This is a genomic window from Glutamicibacter sp. JC586, from assembly GCF_009805585.1.
In the GTDB taxonomy this organism is placed as follows: Bacteria; Actinomycetota; Actinomycetes; order Actinomycetales; family Micrococcaceae; genus Glutamicibacter.
In genome coordinates this window covers 283,978-298,416 of the sequence record NZ_VHIN01000009.1, presented here as the reverse complement: position 1 = coordinate 298,416, position 14,439 = coordinate 283,978, and the positions used below count along the sequence as shown (strand labels likewise).

Genomic DNA, 14,439 nt, shown 5'->3' with positions numbered 1-14,439 from the left:
ATGCAGATCACTTTGGCGCGCAACATGGAACAGAACGATTCTACGTAATACCGGCTTGGCAACGACGCTTCAGGCCGTTACGTGCGCAAAGTTAGGGTAGGACAAACCACATGACGCTCACCGACGACAAAACCCCAGACGGCCATCAGGCCCCGGTCGCACCAAAGAAAAAAGACAAAACTCATTGGCTCTACATTATGGTCATTGCTGCGGTCATACTTGGCGCAGCGATCGGCCTGATCGCTCCTGACCTTGGTAAGGCGCTGAAGCCAATTGGTACCGCGTTTGTTGCTTTGATCAAGATGATCATTGCTCCAGTCATTTTCTGTACCATCGTTTTGGGTATTGGCTCGGTAGCTAAGGCTGCCACCGTTGGTAAAGTCGGTGGACTCGCGCTACTGTATTTCGTAACTATGTCGACCTTCGCGCTGGCCATTGGCCTGCTCGTGGGCAACCTGATTCACCCAGGTGAAGGCCTGCAGCTCAAGCCTTACGAAGCTGCCAGCGGCTCCGATTCCAACGCCACCGTTGACTTCTTAATGTCGCTGATTCCTGGCGATTTACCAGTGCTTCCGACCTTGGTCGTGGCATTGCTGGTCGGTTTTGCGCTGCAGGGTATGGGCAAGGCTGGCGAACCGGTGCTGGTGGGTATCCAGCACATCCAGAAAGTTGTCTTCCGTATCATGATGATGATCATGTGGATTGCTCCACTTGGGGCCTTCGGCGCGATTGCTGCAGTGGTTGGTGCCACCGGCTGGGCTGCCATTGGTTCAATGGCGATTCTGATGGGCGCGTTCTACCTGACCTGTGCACTATTCATCGTCATCGTTTTGGGTACGATCCTGCGCGTGGTAACCGGCCTGAATATCTTCTTGCTACTCAAGTACCTGGCTCGCGAGTACCTGCTGATCTTCTCGACCTCTTCCTCCGAGTCCGCACTGCCGCGCCTGATCGCCAAGATGGAACACGCTGGCGTCTCCAAGCCAGTTGTTGGTATCACCGTTCCCACCGGTTACTCGTTCAACCTTGACGGCACCGCGATCTACCTGACCATGTCCGCCCTGTTTGTATCTACCGCTATGGGCATGCCAATGAACCTCGGTGAGCAGATTGGCCTATTGGTCTTCATGATCATTGCTTCCAAGGGTGCTGCCGGGGTAACCGGTGCAGGCCTGGCCACCTTGGCCGCTGGCCTGCAGGCGCATCGCCCAGAACTGCTTGATGGTATGGGCGTGATCGTTGGCATCGACAAGTTCATGTCCGAGGCCCGCGCATTGACCAACTTCACTGGTAACGCTGTGGCGACCTTGCTGATCGGCAAGTGGACCAAGGAGATCGACCTGAATCAGGCCAAGGAAGTTCTCTCCGGTGCACGTCCGTTTGATGAGACCAGTGTTGAAGGCCACTAAGGCACAGTACTGATCTACTAAGTCATCACCGTCAGGGTTCAACTACCTGGCGGTGATGGCCTTTTAACGCTCACGATCGGTGCTGCACGGTATATCGACGGGCTCTGCGCTAGCCTGTTGCCATGGACGAACTGCAGGGACATCGAGGCAGAGTTTTGAATATGGCCGAGCGGGAGTTAGTGGAACTTGCCCGAAAAACCATCGATGAAGCCACCGATGCTCCCATTGGTGGCGATGGGGTGCACACCATGGGAGCTGCAGTGCTCGATGGCAACGGCACCATGTATGCAGGGGTCAACTTTTACCATTTCACCGGTGGGCCCTGTGCAGAGTTGGTGGCATTAGCTAGTGCTCGAAGTGCCGGTGGACGTGACCCGCAGGTGATCGTTGCTGTAGGCAATGAAGGGCGAGGAATCAAAAATCCTTGCGGTCGTTGCCGGCAAATCATGGCCGATACCTTCGCGCAACTACGCGTGATTGTCGATACCCCTCTCGGGGCCCGCACCGTAGGAATTCGAGAGCTACTGCCCCTGGGATTCGACTGGGCCGCGGAGCAAGCCTAGCAGCGGGGTAACCAGCGTAGATCACGTTCAGCTTGCTTACAACATTTGAGTTAAGGTTCAAGGTAAAGGCTCGCCGTAAAGAAACCTAAAACGCCCAGTTCCAATGCTCAGACCGATAACCTTGAGAAGAGCTTACAGCTCAAAGAATTAGGTAGATCGAACGGGAAGTGTGGTTAACCCATCGTGAGCGAGGAACAGGGAAGCAAGCACCGTGGCGCAGGGATGCTCAAGGAGCCCCGCCCGGTGGGACCGACCGGTAAGCCGTTAACAGATTTCCCGGTGCCAGCTCCGTTGCCTTCGCACGGGCCGGCCCGTGTGATCGCCATGGTCAACCAGAAGGGTGGCGTGGGTAAAACTACCTCCACCATCAACTTGGCTGCCGCGCTCGCCGAGTATGGACGCAAAGTGCTGTTGGTGGATTTTGACCCGCAGGGTGCACTATCTGCCGGTTTTGGCACCAACCCGCACGAAATGGACATCACCGTTTACAACGTGCTGATGGATCGTCAGGTGAAGATCACCGACGCGATCTTAAAGACCGAGGTTGAAAACATTGACCTGTTGCCGGCAAATATCGACCTGTCCGCAGCCGAGGTTCAGCTGGTCAACGAGGTCGCTCGCGAGCAGGTGCTAGAGCGGGCATTGCGCAACGTGATCGACGACTACGACGTAGTGTTGATCGACTGCCAGCCATCCCTGGGCTTGCTCACCGTCAACGCACTAACCGCCGCACACGGTGTGATCATCCCGCTGACCGCAGAGTTCTTCGCACTGCGCGCCGTAGCATTGCTGATGGAGACCATAGATAAGGTCAAGGACCGGTTGAACCAGGTACTGGAACTGGACGGTGTTGTGGCCACCATGTATGACGCGCGTACCCTGCACAGCCGTGAGGTCATTACCCGTCTGGACGAGGCTTTTGGGGACAAACTCTTCGAAACGGTGATCAAGCGAACCATTAAATTTGCCGATGCCAACGTGGCAGCCGAACCAATTACCAGTTACGCGGCCAACCACCCCGGTGCCGAGGCCTATCGCAATCTTGCACGAGAACTGATTTGGCGTGGTGGCGCCCCGTAATGAGCAACACGCTCACCGAGCAAACCGCCAACGATTCCACACCGCCAGTTGATACTGCGCAGGAATCGTCTGGCGGTTTTCGCCTTGCCCTGCAAAATTTTAATGGGCCCTTTGATGTTTTGCTTCACTTGATCACCCAGCGCGAACTGGATATCACCGAGGTGGCATTGGCGCAGGTGACCGATGAATTCATCGCCTACCTTCGAGAGCTACAAGCCAGTGTCGCCGAAGGAAATGACGGGATGAAGGTGCTGGATGAAACCACCGAATTTTTGGTCGTTGCTTCCACTTTGCTGGACCTGAAAGCAGCCCGCTTACTGCCTCGTGGTGAGATGGCCGATGAAGAAGACTTTGAACTGCTTGAAGCCCGTGATCTGCTCTTTGCTCGGCTCTTGCAGTACAAGGCGTTTAAGCAAGCGGCCCAGTTCTTGGGGGATCGATACCAAAGTGAAGGCTCGCGGTATCCGCGCGAGGTGTCCCTAGAGCCGGAATTCGCCTCGTTGTTACCGGAACTAATTTTCACCATCGGTCCGGATGCTTTGGCTGCTCTGGCCGCATCTGCACTGGCACCCAAACCCGAGCCGGCCACCGAGGTAGGGGTCGGGCACCTGCATGGGGCCAACGTCACCATCGCCGAAGAAGCGGAGTCGATCACCGCACTGCTTAACGCCCGCGGTCCACTAGATTTTCGGGAATTGGTGGCCGATGCTTCGGCCCATCTGGTGGTAGTTGTACGTTTTCTGGCATTGTTGGAAATGTTTAGACAACGAGCTATCTGCTTTGAACAGGTTGATCCGCTGGGTCCGTTGCGCATCAGTTTGGTTCAAGAATCCACATTTGATGCGCTCTCGGTGCAAGACGAGTACGAGGGGAGCGCGGGTGAGGTGAATCATGAGTGAGATTGCACCCATTGATCAGCTACCAGGAGGGCTCGAATCGGGTCTTGAAGCGGTGCTGATGGTGGCTGATATCCCCGTCAGTTCGGCGCGTTTGGCCCAAATCTTCGACGTCCCGGTAGAGCGGATTGCCCAGACTTTGGAGAAGTTGGCGACCGAGTATGATGGAAAGGATCGCCCGCGCGGATTTGAACTGCGTCGTGTCGCCTCCGGGTGGCGTTTCTATACGCGTAGCGATTACGCCGATTTCGTCTCCAGCTTTGTGCTCGATGGGCAGAGCGCGCGCTTGTCGCAGGCCGCCTTGGAAACACTGGCTGTCATTGCATACCGACAGCCTGTTTCGCGTGGACGTATCTCGGCGATTCGAGGTGTGAACGTCGATTCTGTGGTGCGCACATTGCTCACTCGCGGATTGATCACGGAGTATCCGGAATCTGGAGACGGTGGGGCAACGCTCTACCAAACCACCGAATACTTCCTGGAACGACTGGGATTGGGCTCGCTAGATGAGTTGCCTGCGCTATCCCCGTATCTTCCTGGGGTGGCCGATCTAGAATCGCTCGATTCGGCAACCTACGACGACTAAGTTGCTGCCAGAAAGGCAGTTGCACCGGACCAAGAACGCGTGATGCCCCCAAACGACGGGACCGCGCAGCGAAACGTACTAGCAAGGGACACAGGCAAGCATGAGCAGGGGATCATCCTCCGGCCGCACACCACGCGGCAACAATTCAAACTTCGGCGGCAAGCCAGCAGGCGGCCGCGGCAAGCAGGGCGGCAAGTCCTTCGGCGACAAGCCTTACGACAAGTCTTCCTCCGGCAAATCATCGGCTCGATCAAACTCGGCCAAGTCGGATTCGCCTCAATCGAACTCCGCCCGGTCTAACTCGGCCAAGCGCAATACCTCGGCCCCACGTAAGAACTCCGAGCGTGCCTTCGGTAAGGAACGCTTCGGCAACTCGGTACCGAACAACTACGCCCGCCCCACCCAGCGCGCCCGCGCTCAGGCTCGCGCCGAAAGCCAAGCAAACCGCATGGAACACGGCGAGTCACAAGACGGTATCCGTCTGCAAAAGGCCATGGCCAACGCCGGTGTAGCATCGCGCCGCGTTTGTGAGGAAATGATCACTGAAGGTCGCGTTGAAGTTAACGGACAACTGGTCGTAGAGCTCGGCGCCCGAGTTGACCCTGCCAAGGATTCCATCCACGTTGATGGTATGCGCATCCAGGTCAACCAGACCAACCGCTACTACGTCTTTAACAAGCCGAAGCATGTGATGAGCACGATGGATGACCCAGAGGGTCGTCGTACCATCGCCGATTACTTCAAGAACGAGCATCACGCACAGCGCCTCTTCCACGTTGGACGTCTGGACTACAAGACCGAAGGCGTCTTGATCCTGACCAACGACGGCGAGCTGGCCAACCGTTTGCAGCACCCAAAATACGAGGTGCCAAAAACCTACTTGGTGCAGATCCCCGGCCCACTGCCACGCGCCGTGAGCAACCAGCTACGCGAAGGCATCAAGCTCGAAGACGGCTGGATCAAGGTAGATGACCTGAAAATCATCGCCACCACTCCGAAGAACGTCATGGTTGAAGTGACCCTGCACTCGGGTCGTAACCGCATTGTGCGCCGCATGTTTGACGCAGTAGGTCACCCGGTGCAGCGCCTGGTGCGCGTCGCAGTGGGACCGATCCTGCTTGGTGACCAGAAGCAGGGCACCATCCGCTCCCTGGGTAACCAGGAAATCGGACACCTCATGGCCATGGTGGGGATGTAATTTATGGCCTCTTCTCACCTTGCCGGCCCAGTGCTGGTCATCGGCACCGGGCTGCTGGGCACCTCGGTGGGATTGGGACTGCGCGCCAAAGGCGTAAATGTGTACCTTGTTGATGTTTCTCCCACTGCTGCCGGGGTTGCTCAAGACATTGGTGCCGGAGTTGTGCTCGAAGAGCGCACCATCGCCCCCGAGCTGGTAGTGATCGGTGCCCCGCCGGATGTCACCGCCGACCTAGTGGCCCAGGCGCTGTTGGATTACCCCAACGCTACGGTGGTTGATATCGCCAGCGTGAAGGGGTCGATCTTGAGCAGCGTCCTGGCAGATCCGCGCCTGACTCAGAGTGAAACCTCACGCTATGTGGGAACACATCCCATGGCGGGGCGCGAAAAATCTGGCCCGGCGGCCGCTCGTGGTGAGCTTTTCACCTCGATGCCGTGGGTGATCTGCGCACATGATGGTGCCCAAGCCTCACGGGTGAAGGTGGCCGAGTCCTTGGCCATCGACCTGGGGGCGACCATGCACCGGATGTCCGTGGTCGAGCACGATCAGTCCGTGGCCCTCATCAGCCACTTCCCGCAGGCTGCCAGCTCGATGATTGCATCGCGCCTACTGGACGCGCAGCCGCACCAGCTGGCCCTAGCCGGCAACGGGTTGCGTGATACCACGCGCATCGCCGCCAGCGACGAGAAGCTGTGGATTCAGATCTTTGCGCACAACGCGCAAGCTTTGGTGCCGATCCTGCAAGGGATGAAAGAAGATCTCGACCGGCTGATTACGACCTTAAAAGATCCGCACGGCCCCGGCGCCCTGTTGGACCTGTCCCAGCTGATGAGTGAAGGCAACGCCGGTAAGGCGCGAATTCCGGGCAAGCACGGCGCACCGCCGCAAGCATTTGCGCTGGTCACGGTGGTGATCGATGACCGTCCGGGGCAGATCGCCCAGTTGCTGACCGAGATCGGCCAGGCACAGATCAACATCGAAGATTTGCGGATGGAACACTCTGCCGGACACCAAGTAGGCATGGTGGATGTCTCGGTGATTCCAGGACGCCGCGATGAATTAATTGACGTATTGACCACGAACGGATGGAAAGTAGCCCAGTGAGCACCTTGAACAACGACACGCTTGTTATCGCCATCGACGGCCCTAGCGGCTCAGGCAAGTCTTCGGTTTCCAAGGCCGTCGCCCGCGAACTGGGTGCCGTCTACCTGGATACCGGTGCCATGTACCGCGCCATCACCTACTCGGTACTAGCTGCTGGAACTGACCTATCTGACGCTAACGCCATCGCCCAGGCGGTGCGCGATGCACAGCTGGAAATCTCGGTTGACCCGGATGCTGAACTGGTGACGATCGGCGGGGTAGATGTCACCGCTGCGATTCGTGAACCACGCATTTCAGAGCAGGTTTCCGCGGTGGCTACCAACTTAGAGGCCCGCGCTGAACTGGTCCGCCGTCAGCAGGAAATCATCAAAGCCAACACCCGTATCGTGGCCGAAGGCCGCGACATCACCACCGTGGTCGCCCCGGATGCAGATGCGCGCATCCTGCTGACCGCCTCGGAAGAAGCACGACTGCGCCGTCGTGGTCTGCAGCTTGGTGGATCCCAGAACGACGCGCAGCTAGCCAACCAGGTGCTGGCTCGCGACGCGAAGGATTCCACCGTAGTGAACTTCACGCAGGCTGCCGATGGCGTGATGACCGTGGACTCTTCAGACCTAGATTTTGAACAAACCATCAATGCGGTGCTTGACGCAATCAACACTGCAACGAAAAACTAGCCTTAAGCTGGTGCCCATCCTCGGCGAGAGCCGATGAAGATTACGATCGCTGTGAAGGGAAAATCATGAGCGAGAACAACTCCACCCACGACGAGGAATACATCCCCGTTGGAGACGACGATATCGCCGAGCGCCTGGCCGAACTGAGCGAGGAAGAAGCCGCCATCCGTGCGCAGGCTCTGCTCAGCGGACTGGAAGACTACGAGCTGGACGAAGAAGACTCGGCCCTGCTCGCCGGCCTTGACTCCTATGACGACGACGATGCTGACGTGGTAATTCCACCGGTGCTCGCCGTCATCGGACGCCCAAACGTCGGCAAGTCCACCCTGGTCAACCGCATCTTGGGTCGCCGCGAAGCGGTGGTTGAAGACACCCCGGGTGTCACCCGTGACCGCGTGTCCTACTCCGCTGAATGGATGGGTCGCCCATTCACCATCGTTGACACCGGCGGTTGGGAGCACGATGCCAAAGGCATCCACGCTTCGGTCGCCGATCAGGCCGAAATCGCCGCCGACGTGGCTGATGCCATCCTCTTTGTGGTGGACTCCCATGTGGGGGCCACCGCGACGGACGAAGCAGTGGTAAAGATGCTGCGCAAGAAGGGCAAACCGGTCTTCTTGGTAGCCAACAAGGTCGATGATTTTAACCAAGAAGCCGAAGCCGCCATGCTGTGGGGCCTGGGTTTTGGTCAGCCGTGGCCAGTTTCGGCCCTGCACGGTCGTGGCACCGCCGACTTGCTGGACGCAGTCATGGAGAAACTACCTGAGCATTCCGCTTTTGGTGGCCTGATCCCTTCAGGTGGCCCTCGTCGTATTGCGTTGATCGGACGTCCGAACGTGGGCAAGTCCTCGCTGCTGAACAAGCTGGCCGGTTCTGAGCGCGTGGTCGTCGACGACTACGCTGGCACCACCCGTGACCCAGTGGATGAATTGATCGAACTCGGTGGAAATGTTTGGCGCTTCGTGGATACCGCCGGTATCCGCCGTCGTCAGCATATGGCCGTGGGCTCGGACTACTACGCTTCCTTGCGTACCCAGTCCGCACTGGAAAAGGCTGAAGTTGCTGTTATTTTGTTGGCCGCCAACGAAGTGGTCTCCGAACAGGACGTGCGCATCATCCAGCTAGCTATTGAAGCTGGCCGTGCAATGGTCATCGTGTACAACAAGTGGGACGAGGTAGACGAGGACCGTCGTTACTACCTTGATACCGAGATCGAGCGCGATCTGGCCCATATCGAATGGGCACCTCGTGTGAACATTTCGGCCAAGACCGGTTGGCACAAGGATAAGCTGATTCCTGCGCTGAACACCGCCTTGGATTCGTGGGATAAGCGTATTCCCACCGGCAAGCTCAATGCGTTCCTGGGCGAGCTAGTCGCGGCGCACCCGCACCCAGTACGCGGTGGAAAGCAGCCACGTATCCTCTTCGGAACTCAGGCTTCGTCCCGACCGCCACGCTTCGTGTTGTTCACCACCGGGTTCTTGGATCCAGGGTACCGCCGCTTCATTACCCGTCGACTGCGCGAAACTTTCGGATTTGAAGGTACGCCTATTGAGGTATCGATGCGAATTCGCGAACGCCGCGGTCGTAATAGGTAGAGTTCGAATTTAGCCCTTCACTTGGTGTAGGGTAAATATGAAGCTTTTGCAGACGGCACCCTTGGATCTCACGACTTGGGGGATAACGGCTGTGAGAGCATCGGGCTATGGCGCAGCTTGGTAGCGCGCCTCACTGGGGGTGAGGAGGCCGTGGGTTCAAATCCCGCTAGCCCGACCACCAGCACAAACCCCGTCGAGAGTATTTCTTGACGGGGTTTTGCGCTGTCCACAGCAATTACGGGAGTACACCAATGCAACGCAGGTTCGCGCAGGTCGACGTTTTTAGCAGCACTGCGTACAAAGGTAATCCGTTGGGCGTCGTGCTTGATTCCCAAGATCTTTCCGGCGAAGCAATGATCAACTATTCGAGATGGTCTAATCTCTCTGAGGTAACGTTCCTGCTGCCAGCGGCTAAGGCGGAAGCCGACTACCGCTTCCGCATTTTTGCTAGGGACCGTGAGTATCCCTTTGCCGGACACCCTGCCTTGGGCACCGCGCGAGCATGGCTCGCAGACGGGGGAGTACCGCGGAATTCGGGAATGATCATGGCTGAATGCGACGCCGGAGTCATTCCGATACGGATTCAGGGGAATCTGCTCTCCTTTGCCTCCCCGCCATTGCTACGTAGCGGGCCAGTTGCTGCCCAAGAATTGGCCGAGGTTCTAGAAATACTCGACGTGCAGGCCGATCACGTGATTGATGCACAGTGGGTGGACAACGGTCCAGGCTGGCTAGCGGTGTATCTAGATGACCTGAATCTGATGCTGAGCCTAAAACCACAAATCCCCGCTCGTCCAGGGCGGTGGAAAATTGGTGTCATTGCTGCGACCGGTCAGGATGAGGAACAATTTGAGTTTCGGGCGTTGAGCATCGAGAACGGAATCTTCCGGGAGGACCCGGTCACCGGAAGTCTGAACGGTGCCGCGGCTCAGTGGCTTATCGAAACGCATCACGTGCAACCTCCGCTGGTCAACCGTCAAGGATCCGTTATCGGGTACGACGGACAGGTACATATCAGTGTGGCCGATGAGAAATTGTGGGTGGGCGGCCAAACCCAAGTGCTCATTGACGGTTCAATCGAGCTCTAAGCCAGAATTTCTTGTTCGAGCTGGCAACTGGATCTAGTCTTGAGAGATGGGAACGATAATTTCAGGGCTCCTTTTCCGCTAAAGACTGGACGCTCTAATCGCGACGTTGAGCCCGGATCCGCTGCGAGTCCACTGCATCAAACCTTGATGCACCAAAGTTAGCTGCGTGATTTTTCGACTCTCATTGTCGGGGCACGCAAGGCAGGAAAATCCCATGACCCACGATAACAATTCGAGCTCAGGGCTGGAAGCAACGTGCAACGCGCTGTGCACATTGGAAAACATCAGTGTCAGCTTCGGCGACCGAGATGTGTTCTCCGAAATAGATTTGGTGATCAACCACCATGACCGCCTCGCGGTCTTAGGCGATAACGGTTCAGGCAAGTCGACCCTCATGCGTGTATTTGCCGGAATTCTCGATCCGGATCAAGGCCAACGAACCATTAACGCCCCCGGTGGTGTTGCCTACGCGGCGCAGAATCCGCAGTTTGCCACCACGATGAGCGTTCAGAATGTCATCGATTCTTATCACCGGCGGTTCCGTGAACTTGAATCGTTGATGGACGCCATCGCACAACGACTACAAGGTGCCGATGAAAGCTCCGCGGCAAAACTGATGTCCCAATTGCAGCTGGTCACAGACCTTTATGAAGCTGCGAACGGTTACAGCCTGGAACAGCGGGTGAATAGCGCTCTTGAGCAACTTGGCATGGGCGATCTTAATCGGGAACGAGCCGTGTCACAGCTTTCCGGTGGCCAACGCTCAAGGCTGGCACTGGCCTGTGTGCTCTGCTCGGGCGCGCAATTATTGCTCTTAGATGAGCCAACCAATGATCTGGACGATTCGGCCTTGGCGTGGTTGGACCGGGGCCTGAACCAGCATGCCGGTGCTTTAGTGGTGATTAGCCACGATCGAATGTTCCTTCAACGCTTTGCGCGCTCGATTGTTGAAGTTCAGGACTCAGCACTGGCTCACTATTCCAACGGCTACGAAGGATATCTTCACGCCAAAGAGCAAGAGCGAATCGCGGTGCGAGAAGGATATGAGCTGTGGTTAGAAGAGTTGGAACACGCTCAGAAGCTGGTTGAGAAGAACGCTTCCAGGGTCGACGCGGTGCCACGCAAGCAGGAAAAGGCCGGATTTGGACACGGCAATTTTCGAATGCGAAGTCGAAGCCACGGGTCAACGTCAAAGATCCGGCAGGCCAAATCACGGATCGAAGATCTGGAATCAAACCCGGCGCTTAAGCCAGCCGCCGAATTAGCTTTCTCCTTGCCTTCGGTCCAGCCTTCGGCGGTTGAGACCACGTCTCTCCTGCGGGTGAATAAGGCACGACGCCTTGAGGCACCATTGCTTACGACCGGGAAGTTCGAGATCAATCTCGGGCAGCGCTGGTTAGTCACCGGTCCCAATGGTGCCGGCAAAACTTCCTTGCTCAAACTGATTGCCGGCGAAGTGGATCATCAACAAGGGAATATCTGGCGGGCGGAAAACCTGAGTTGTGCGTGGTTGCGCCAAGAACTCGCACCGATCGTAGGGCAGAGCGTCGTAGAATCATTCGCCTTGGCAACCGACCAATTTGTGCAGGACGCTGCGCCAGCGCTGGCAAACCTAGGGCTCTTTGACGTCAAGGATTTTTTGCGGCATCCGATGTCCCTCTCTGCCGGGCAACGTCGTCGATTTGAACTGGCAGTCGCGGTGAGTACCCGCGCACAACTATTGCTCTTGGATGAGCCAACCAACCACTTGTCGCCAGCACTGGTTGAACAGCTTGAAGACGCGCTCGAACACTATCCGGGAACTGTCATTACGGTGACTCATGATCGCCGATGGCAGCAAAAACTCAAGGAGCAAACACGGTTGCAACGACTGCATGTGCGTGATGGTCAGGTACAGGTTGTGAAGTAAAAAAGTTAGCTTAGGGGCAGCGGGCCGCCAATCAGCAAAATCAAGTGCTGATGGGTGGCCCGTTGTTTTACTTCTATCCAGCATAAGCACGGGGCTTTGGGTACTAGAACTCGCGATTGAGTACGGGCATTGTGGGAGGGTTCACAGATTGTATATGATGAGTGTGCGATAAAAGAGTAGCTTGTTCTATTATCGAATAATTCAACCGTAGTGAATCAACCACAGCGAATGGGGGATGGGACAATGCAGTTTCATCACAATGGATACGTCTCGGCCGATCCGCGAGTTCAACCAGCATCGGGAACCGGCGTCAATCGCCCGGAGGAGTTGCCCGAGATGATGGATGTGCTCATTGTGGGCACCGGTCCGGCTGGCATTATCACTGCAGCTCAGCTTTCTCAGTTCCCCGACGTGCACACCCGAATTATTGATCGTCGTTCGGGACGTTTACAGATCGGGCAAGCCGACGGGATTCAGTCCCGAACGGTCGAGACGTTCCAAGCCTTTGGTTTCGCCGAACGAATTGCTGCCGAGGCCTATGTCATCAAAGAGACCACGTTCTGGAACCCCGATCCAGCCAACCCGACGCAGATTATCCGTACTGCTAGGACCAGCGATGATCCTGCTGGGGTGAGCGAATTTCCGCACCTTGTGGTCAATCAGGCCCGGGTCATCGATTACTTTGCGGAATTCGCTTTGAACTCTCCAACACGAATTGCCCCAGACTATGGTTGGGAATTCAAAGAACTTGTTGTCGAAGAACAGCACGAGTACCCCGTAAAGGTCACTCTGATCAGTTGTGCAGAAGACACCTTAGGCACCGAGCGAGTGGTGCGTGCCAAGTACGTAGTGGGAGCCGATGGAGCGCGCAGTAACGTTCGTCGTTCGATGTCGGTGAAGCTCGCCGGTGACAAAGCCAACCACGCGTGGGGTGTTATGGACACCCTAGCCATCACCGACTTCCCGGACGTGCGTATCAAGTGTGCCATTCACTCCGCAGCCGGTTCGATCTTGCTCATCCCGCGTGAAGGTGGGCAGCTTTTCCGGCTCTATGTAGACCTGGGTGAAGTTCCCGAGGCGGACAATGGCAAGATTCGTGAAACCCCGCTAGAGGAGATCATCGAGCGGGCCAAGCAGATCTTGAGCCCCTACACGCTCGAGGTTAAAGATGTCGCGTGGCATAGCGTGTACGAGGTGGGACACCGGCTAGCCGACCGGTTTGACGACGTTGCCGAAGAAGAGCTTGCTTCACGCGATCCACGAGTTTTCATCACCGGCGATGCCTGCCACACCCACTCGGCTAAGGCGGGACAGGGGATGAACGTGTCGATGCAGGACGGATTTAACCTGGCCTGGAAACTTGGGTACGTGCTCTCGGGGCGCGCTCCGGCACAACTGCTGCGCACCTACACGGCGGAGCGAAAAGTCATTGCAAAGGATCTGATCGACTTTGACAAGCAGTGGTCCTCCTTGATGGCAGCAACTCCAAAGGACTTAGCTGGCAAAGAAGGTGTATCGGAATTCTACGTACGCACCGCTGAGTTCCCTGCAGGTTTCATGACCGAATACGCGCCATCAGAACTTACCGGTACCAAGCAGTACCAGGAGCTCGCTGCAGGATTCCCGATTGGCAAGCGCTTCAGGTCCGCAGAAGTTATGCGTGTAGCGGATGCAAACCTCAAGCATCTTGGGCATCACCATAAGGCAGATGGCCGTTATCGGGTCTACGTCTTTGCCGATCAAGACCCAGTGGCAAGCTCCGCAGCGCTCGAAGCCTTAGGCCGGTGGCTGTTGGCGTCAGATGAATCACCGGTGGTCAAATTTACTCCTCAGGGTGCAGATCTTGATGCGATCTTTGACATCAAGGTCATCTACCAGCAGGACTACTCGACGTTGAACATCAACGAAGTCCCGAAGATTTTCCGTCCCAACGTTGGAAAATTTGGCCTCGTGGATTACGAGAAGGTCTATGCCGCACTGGGTGCTGATGACATTTTCGACAGACGGCAGGTCTCTCGTTCGGGCGCAATTGTTATTGTGCGCCCTGACATGTATGTCGCTCACGTAATGCCACTGGAAGCCCGGGAAGAACTGGCAACATTCTTTGATGCTGTTTTGCTGCCGCAAAATTAGTATCCGTAGTGCGCACTTCGGCTCGCCGGGGAATCAACTCTTGCGCTTGGTTCCTCGGTGGCGCGTAGGGTAGCGTAGCGGAATATTTGTGGAGGTCTACGCTGTTCTACTGGAGTACCTGCAAGCTAACCATTCAAAGGATTGCCTCGTGAGCCAGGACTTCAGTTTCGATCTACAGCAAGTTGTTGATTCCGATAT

At 56.7% G+C, this 14,439-nt stretch carries 12 protein-coding genes and 1 tRNA gene; all 13 read left to right on the top strand.

The annotated features are described in order from the left end of the window. The first annotated feature begins 110 nt into the window (after positions 1 to 110). The 13 genes from FJV47_RS07835 (at position 111) to FJV47_RS07775 (ending at position 14,241) form a co-directional block, all read left to right on the top strand. Positions 111 to 1,409, top strand: a complete 1,299-nt coding sequence (locus tag FJV47_RS07835) for a cation:dicarboxylate symporter family transporter (RefSeq protein ID WP_159611721.1) — start codon at positions 111 to 113, stop codon at positions 1,407 to 1,409. A 122-nt stretch (positions 1,410 to 1,531) separates the two neighbouring features. Further along, entirely contained in the window at positions 1,532 to 1,972 is a 441-nt protein-coding gene (locus FJV47_RS07830) for a cytidine deaminase (RefSeq protein ID WP_159611719.1), read from the top strand. Positions 1,973 to 2,155: 183 nt separating this feature from the next. Further along, the gene (locus FJV47_RS07825; protein WP_159611717.1) at positions 2,156 to 3,052 is read left to right on the top strand and encodes a ParA family protein; all 897 of its coding nucleotides are present in this window, start codon (positions 2,156 to 2,158) and stop codon (positions 3,050 to 3,052) included. After that, positions 3,052 to 3,951, top strand: a complete 900-nt coding sequence (locus FJV47_RS07820; protein ID WP_159611715.1) for a ScpA family protein — start codon at positions 3,052 to 3,054, stop codon at positions 3,949 to 3,951. The genes FJV47_RS07825 and FJV47_RS07820 overlap by 1 nt, the downstream gene beginning before the upstream one ends. Continuing rightward, positions 3,944 to 4,534 (top strand): SMC-Scp complex subunit ScpB, encoded by a 591-nt coding sequence (scpB, locus tag FJV47_RS07815; RefSeq protein WP_159611713.1) that lies wholly within the window; start codon positions 3,944 to 3,946, stop codon positions 4,532 to 4,534. The genes FJV47_RS07820 and scpB overlap by 8 nt, the downstream gene beginning before the upstream one ends. Before the next feature lie 100 nt (positions 4,535 to 4,634). Then, entirely contained in the window at positions 4,635 to 5,732 is a 1,098-nt protein-coding gene (locus FJV47_RS07810; RefSeq protein ID WP_159611711.1) for a pseudouridine synthase, read from the top strand. A gap of 3 nt (positions 5,733 to 5,735) precedes the next feature. Further along, positions 5,736 to 6,836 carry a prephenate dehydrogenase gene (locus FJV47_RS07805; RefSeq protein ID WP_159611709.1) on the top strand — a complete coding sequence of 367 codons (1,101 nt, stop codon included), beginning with the start codon at positions 5,736 to 5,738 and terminating at the stop codon, positions 6,834 to 6,836. Beyond that, the gene (cmk, locus tag FJV47_RS07800) at positions 6,818 to 7,513 is read left to right on the top strand and encodes a (d)CMP kinase (protein ID WP_159611707.1); all 696 of its coding nucleotides are present in this window, start codon (positions 6,818 to 6,820) and stop codon (positions 7,511 to 7,513) included. Before FJV47_RS07805 ends, cmk begins: the two co-directional genes overlap by 19 nt. 65 nt (positions 7,514 to 7,578) lie before the next feature. Beyond that, positions 7,579 to 9,111 carry a ribosome biogenesis GTPase Der gene (gene der, locus FJV47_RS07795; RefSeq protein ID WP_159611705.1) on the top strand — a complete coding sequence of 511 codons (1,533 nt, stop codon included), beginning with the start codon at positions 7,579 to 7,581 and terminating at the stop codon, positions 9,109 to 9,111. A gap of 101 nt (positions 9,112 to 9,212) precedes the next feature. Further along, positions 9,213 to 9,289: transfer RNA gene (locus FJV47_RS07790), tRNA-Pro, on the top strand. 73 nt (positions 9,290 to 9,362) lie between these two features. Further along, a complete protein-coding gene (locus FJV47_RS07785; protein ID WP_159611703.1) occupies positions 9,363 to 10,199 on the top strand; it encodes a PhzF family phenazine biosynthesis protein in 837 nt (278 codons plus the stop codon). 214 nt (positions 10,200 to 10,413) lie between these two features. Next, entirely contained in the window at positions 10,414 to 12,108 is a 1,695-nt protein-coding gene (abc-f, locus tag FJV47_RS07780) for a ribosomal protection-like ABC-F family protein (protein WP_159611701.1), read from the top strand. A 243-nt stretch (positions 12,109 to 12,351) separates the two neighbouring features. Further along, positions 12,352 to 14,241 (top strand): FAD-binding monooxygenase, encoded by a 1,890-nt coding sequence (locus tag FJV47_RS07775; RefSeq protein ID WP_159611699.1) that lies wholly within the window; start codon positions 12,352 to 12,354, stop codon positions 14,239 to 14,241. Positions 14,242 to 14,439 lie beyond the last annotated feature (198 nt).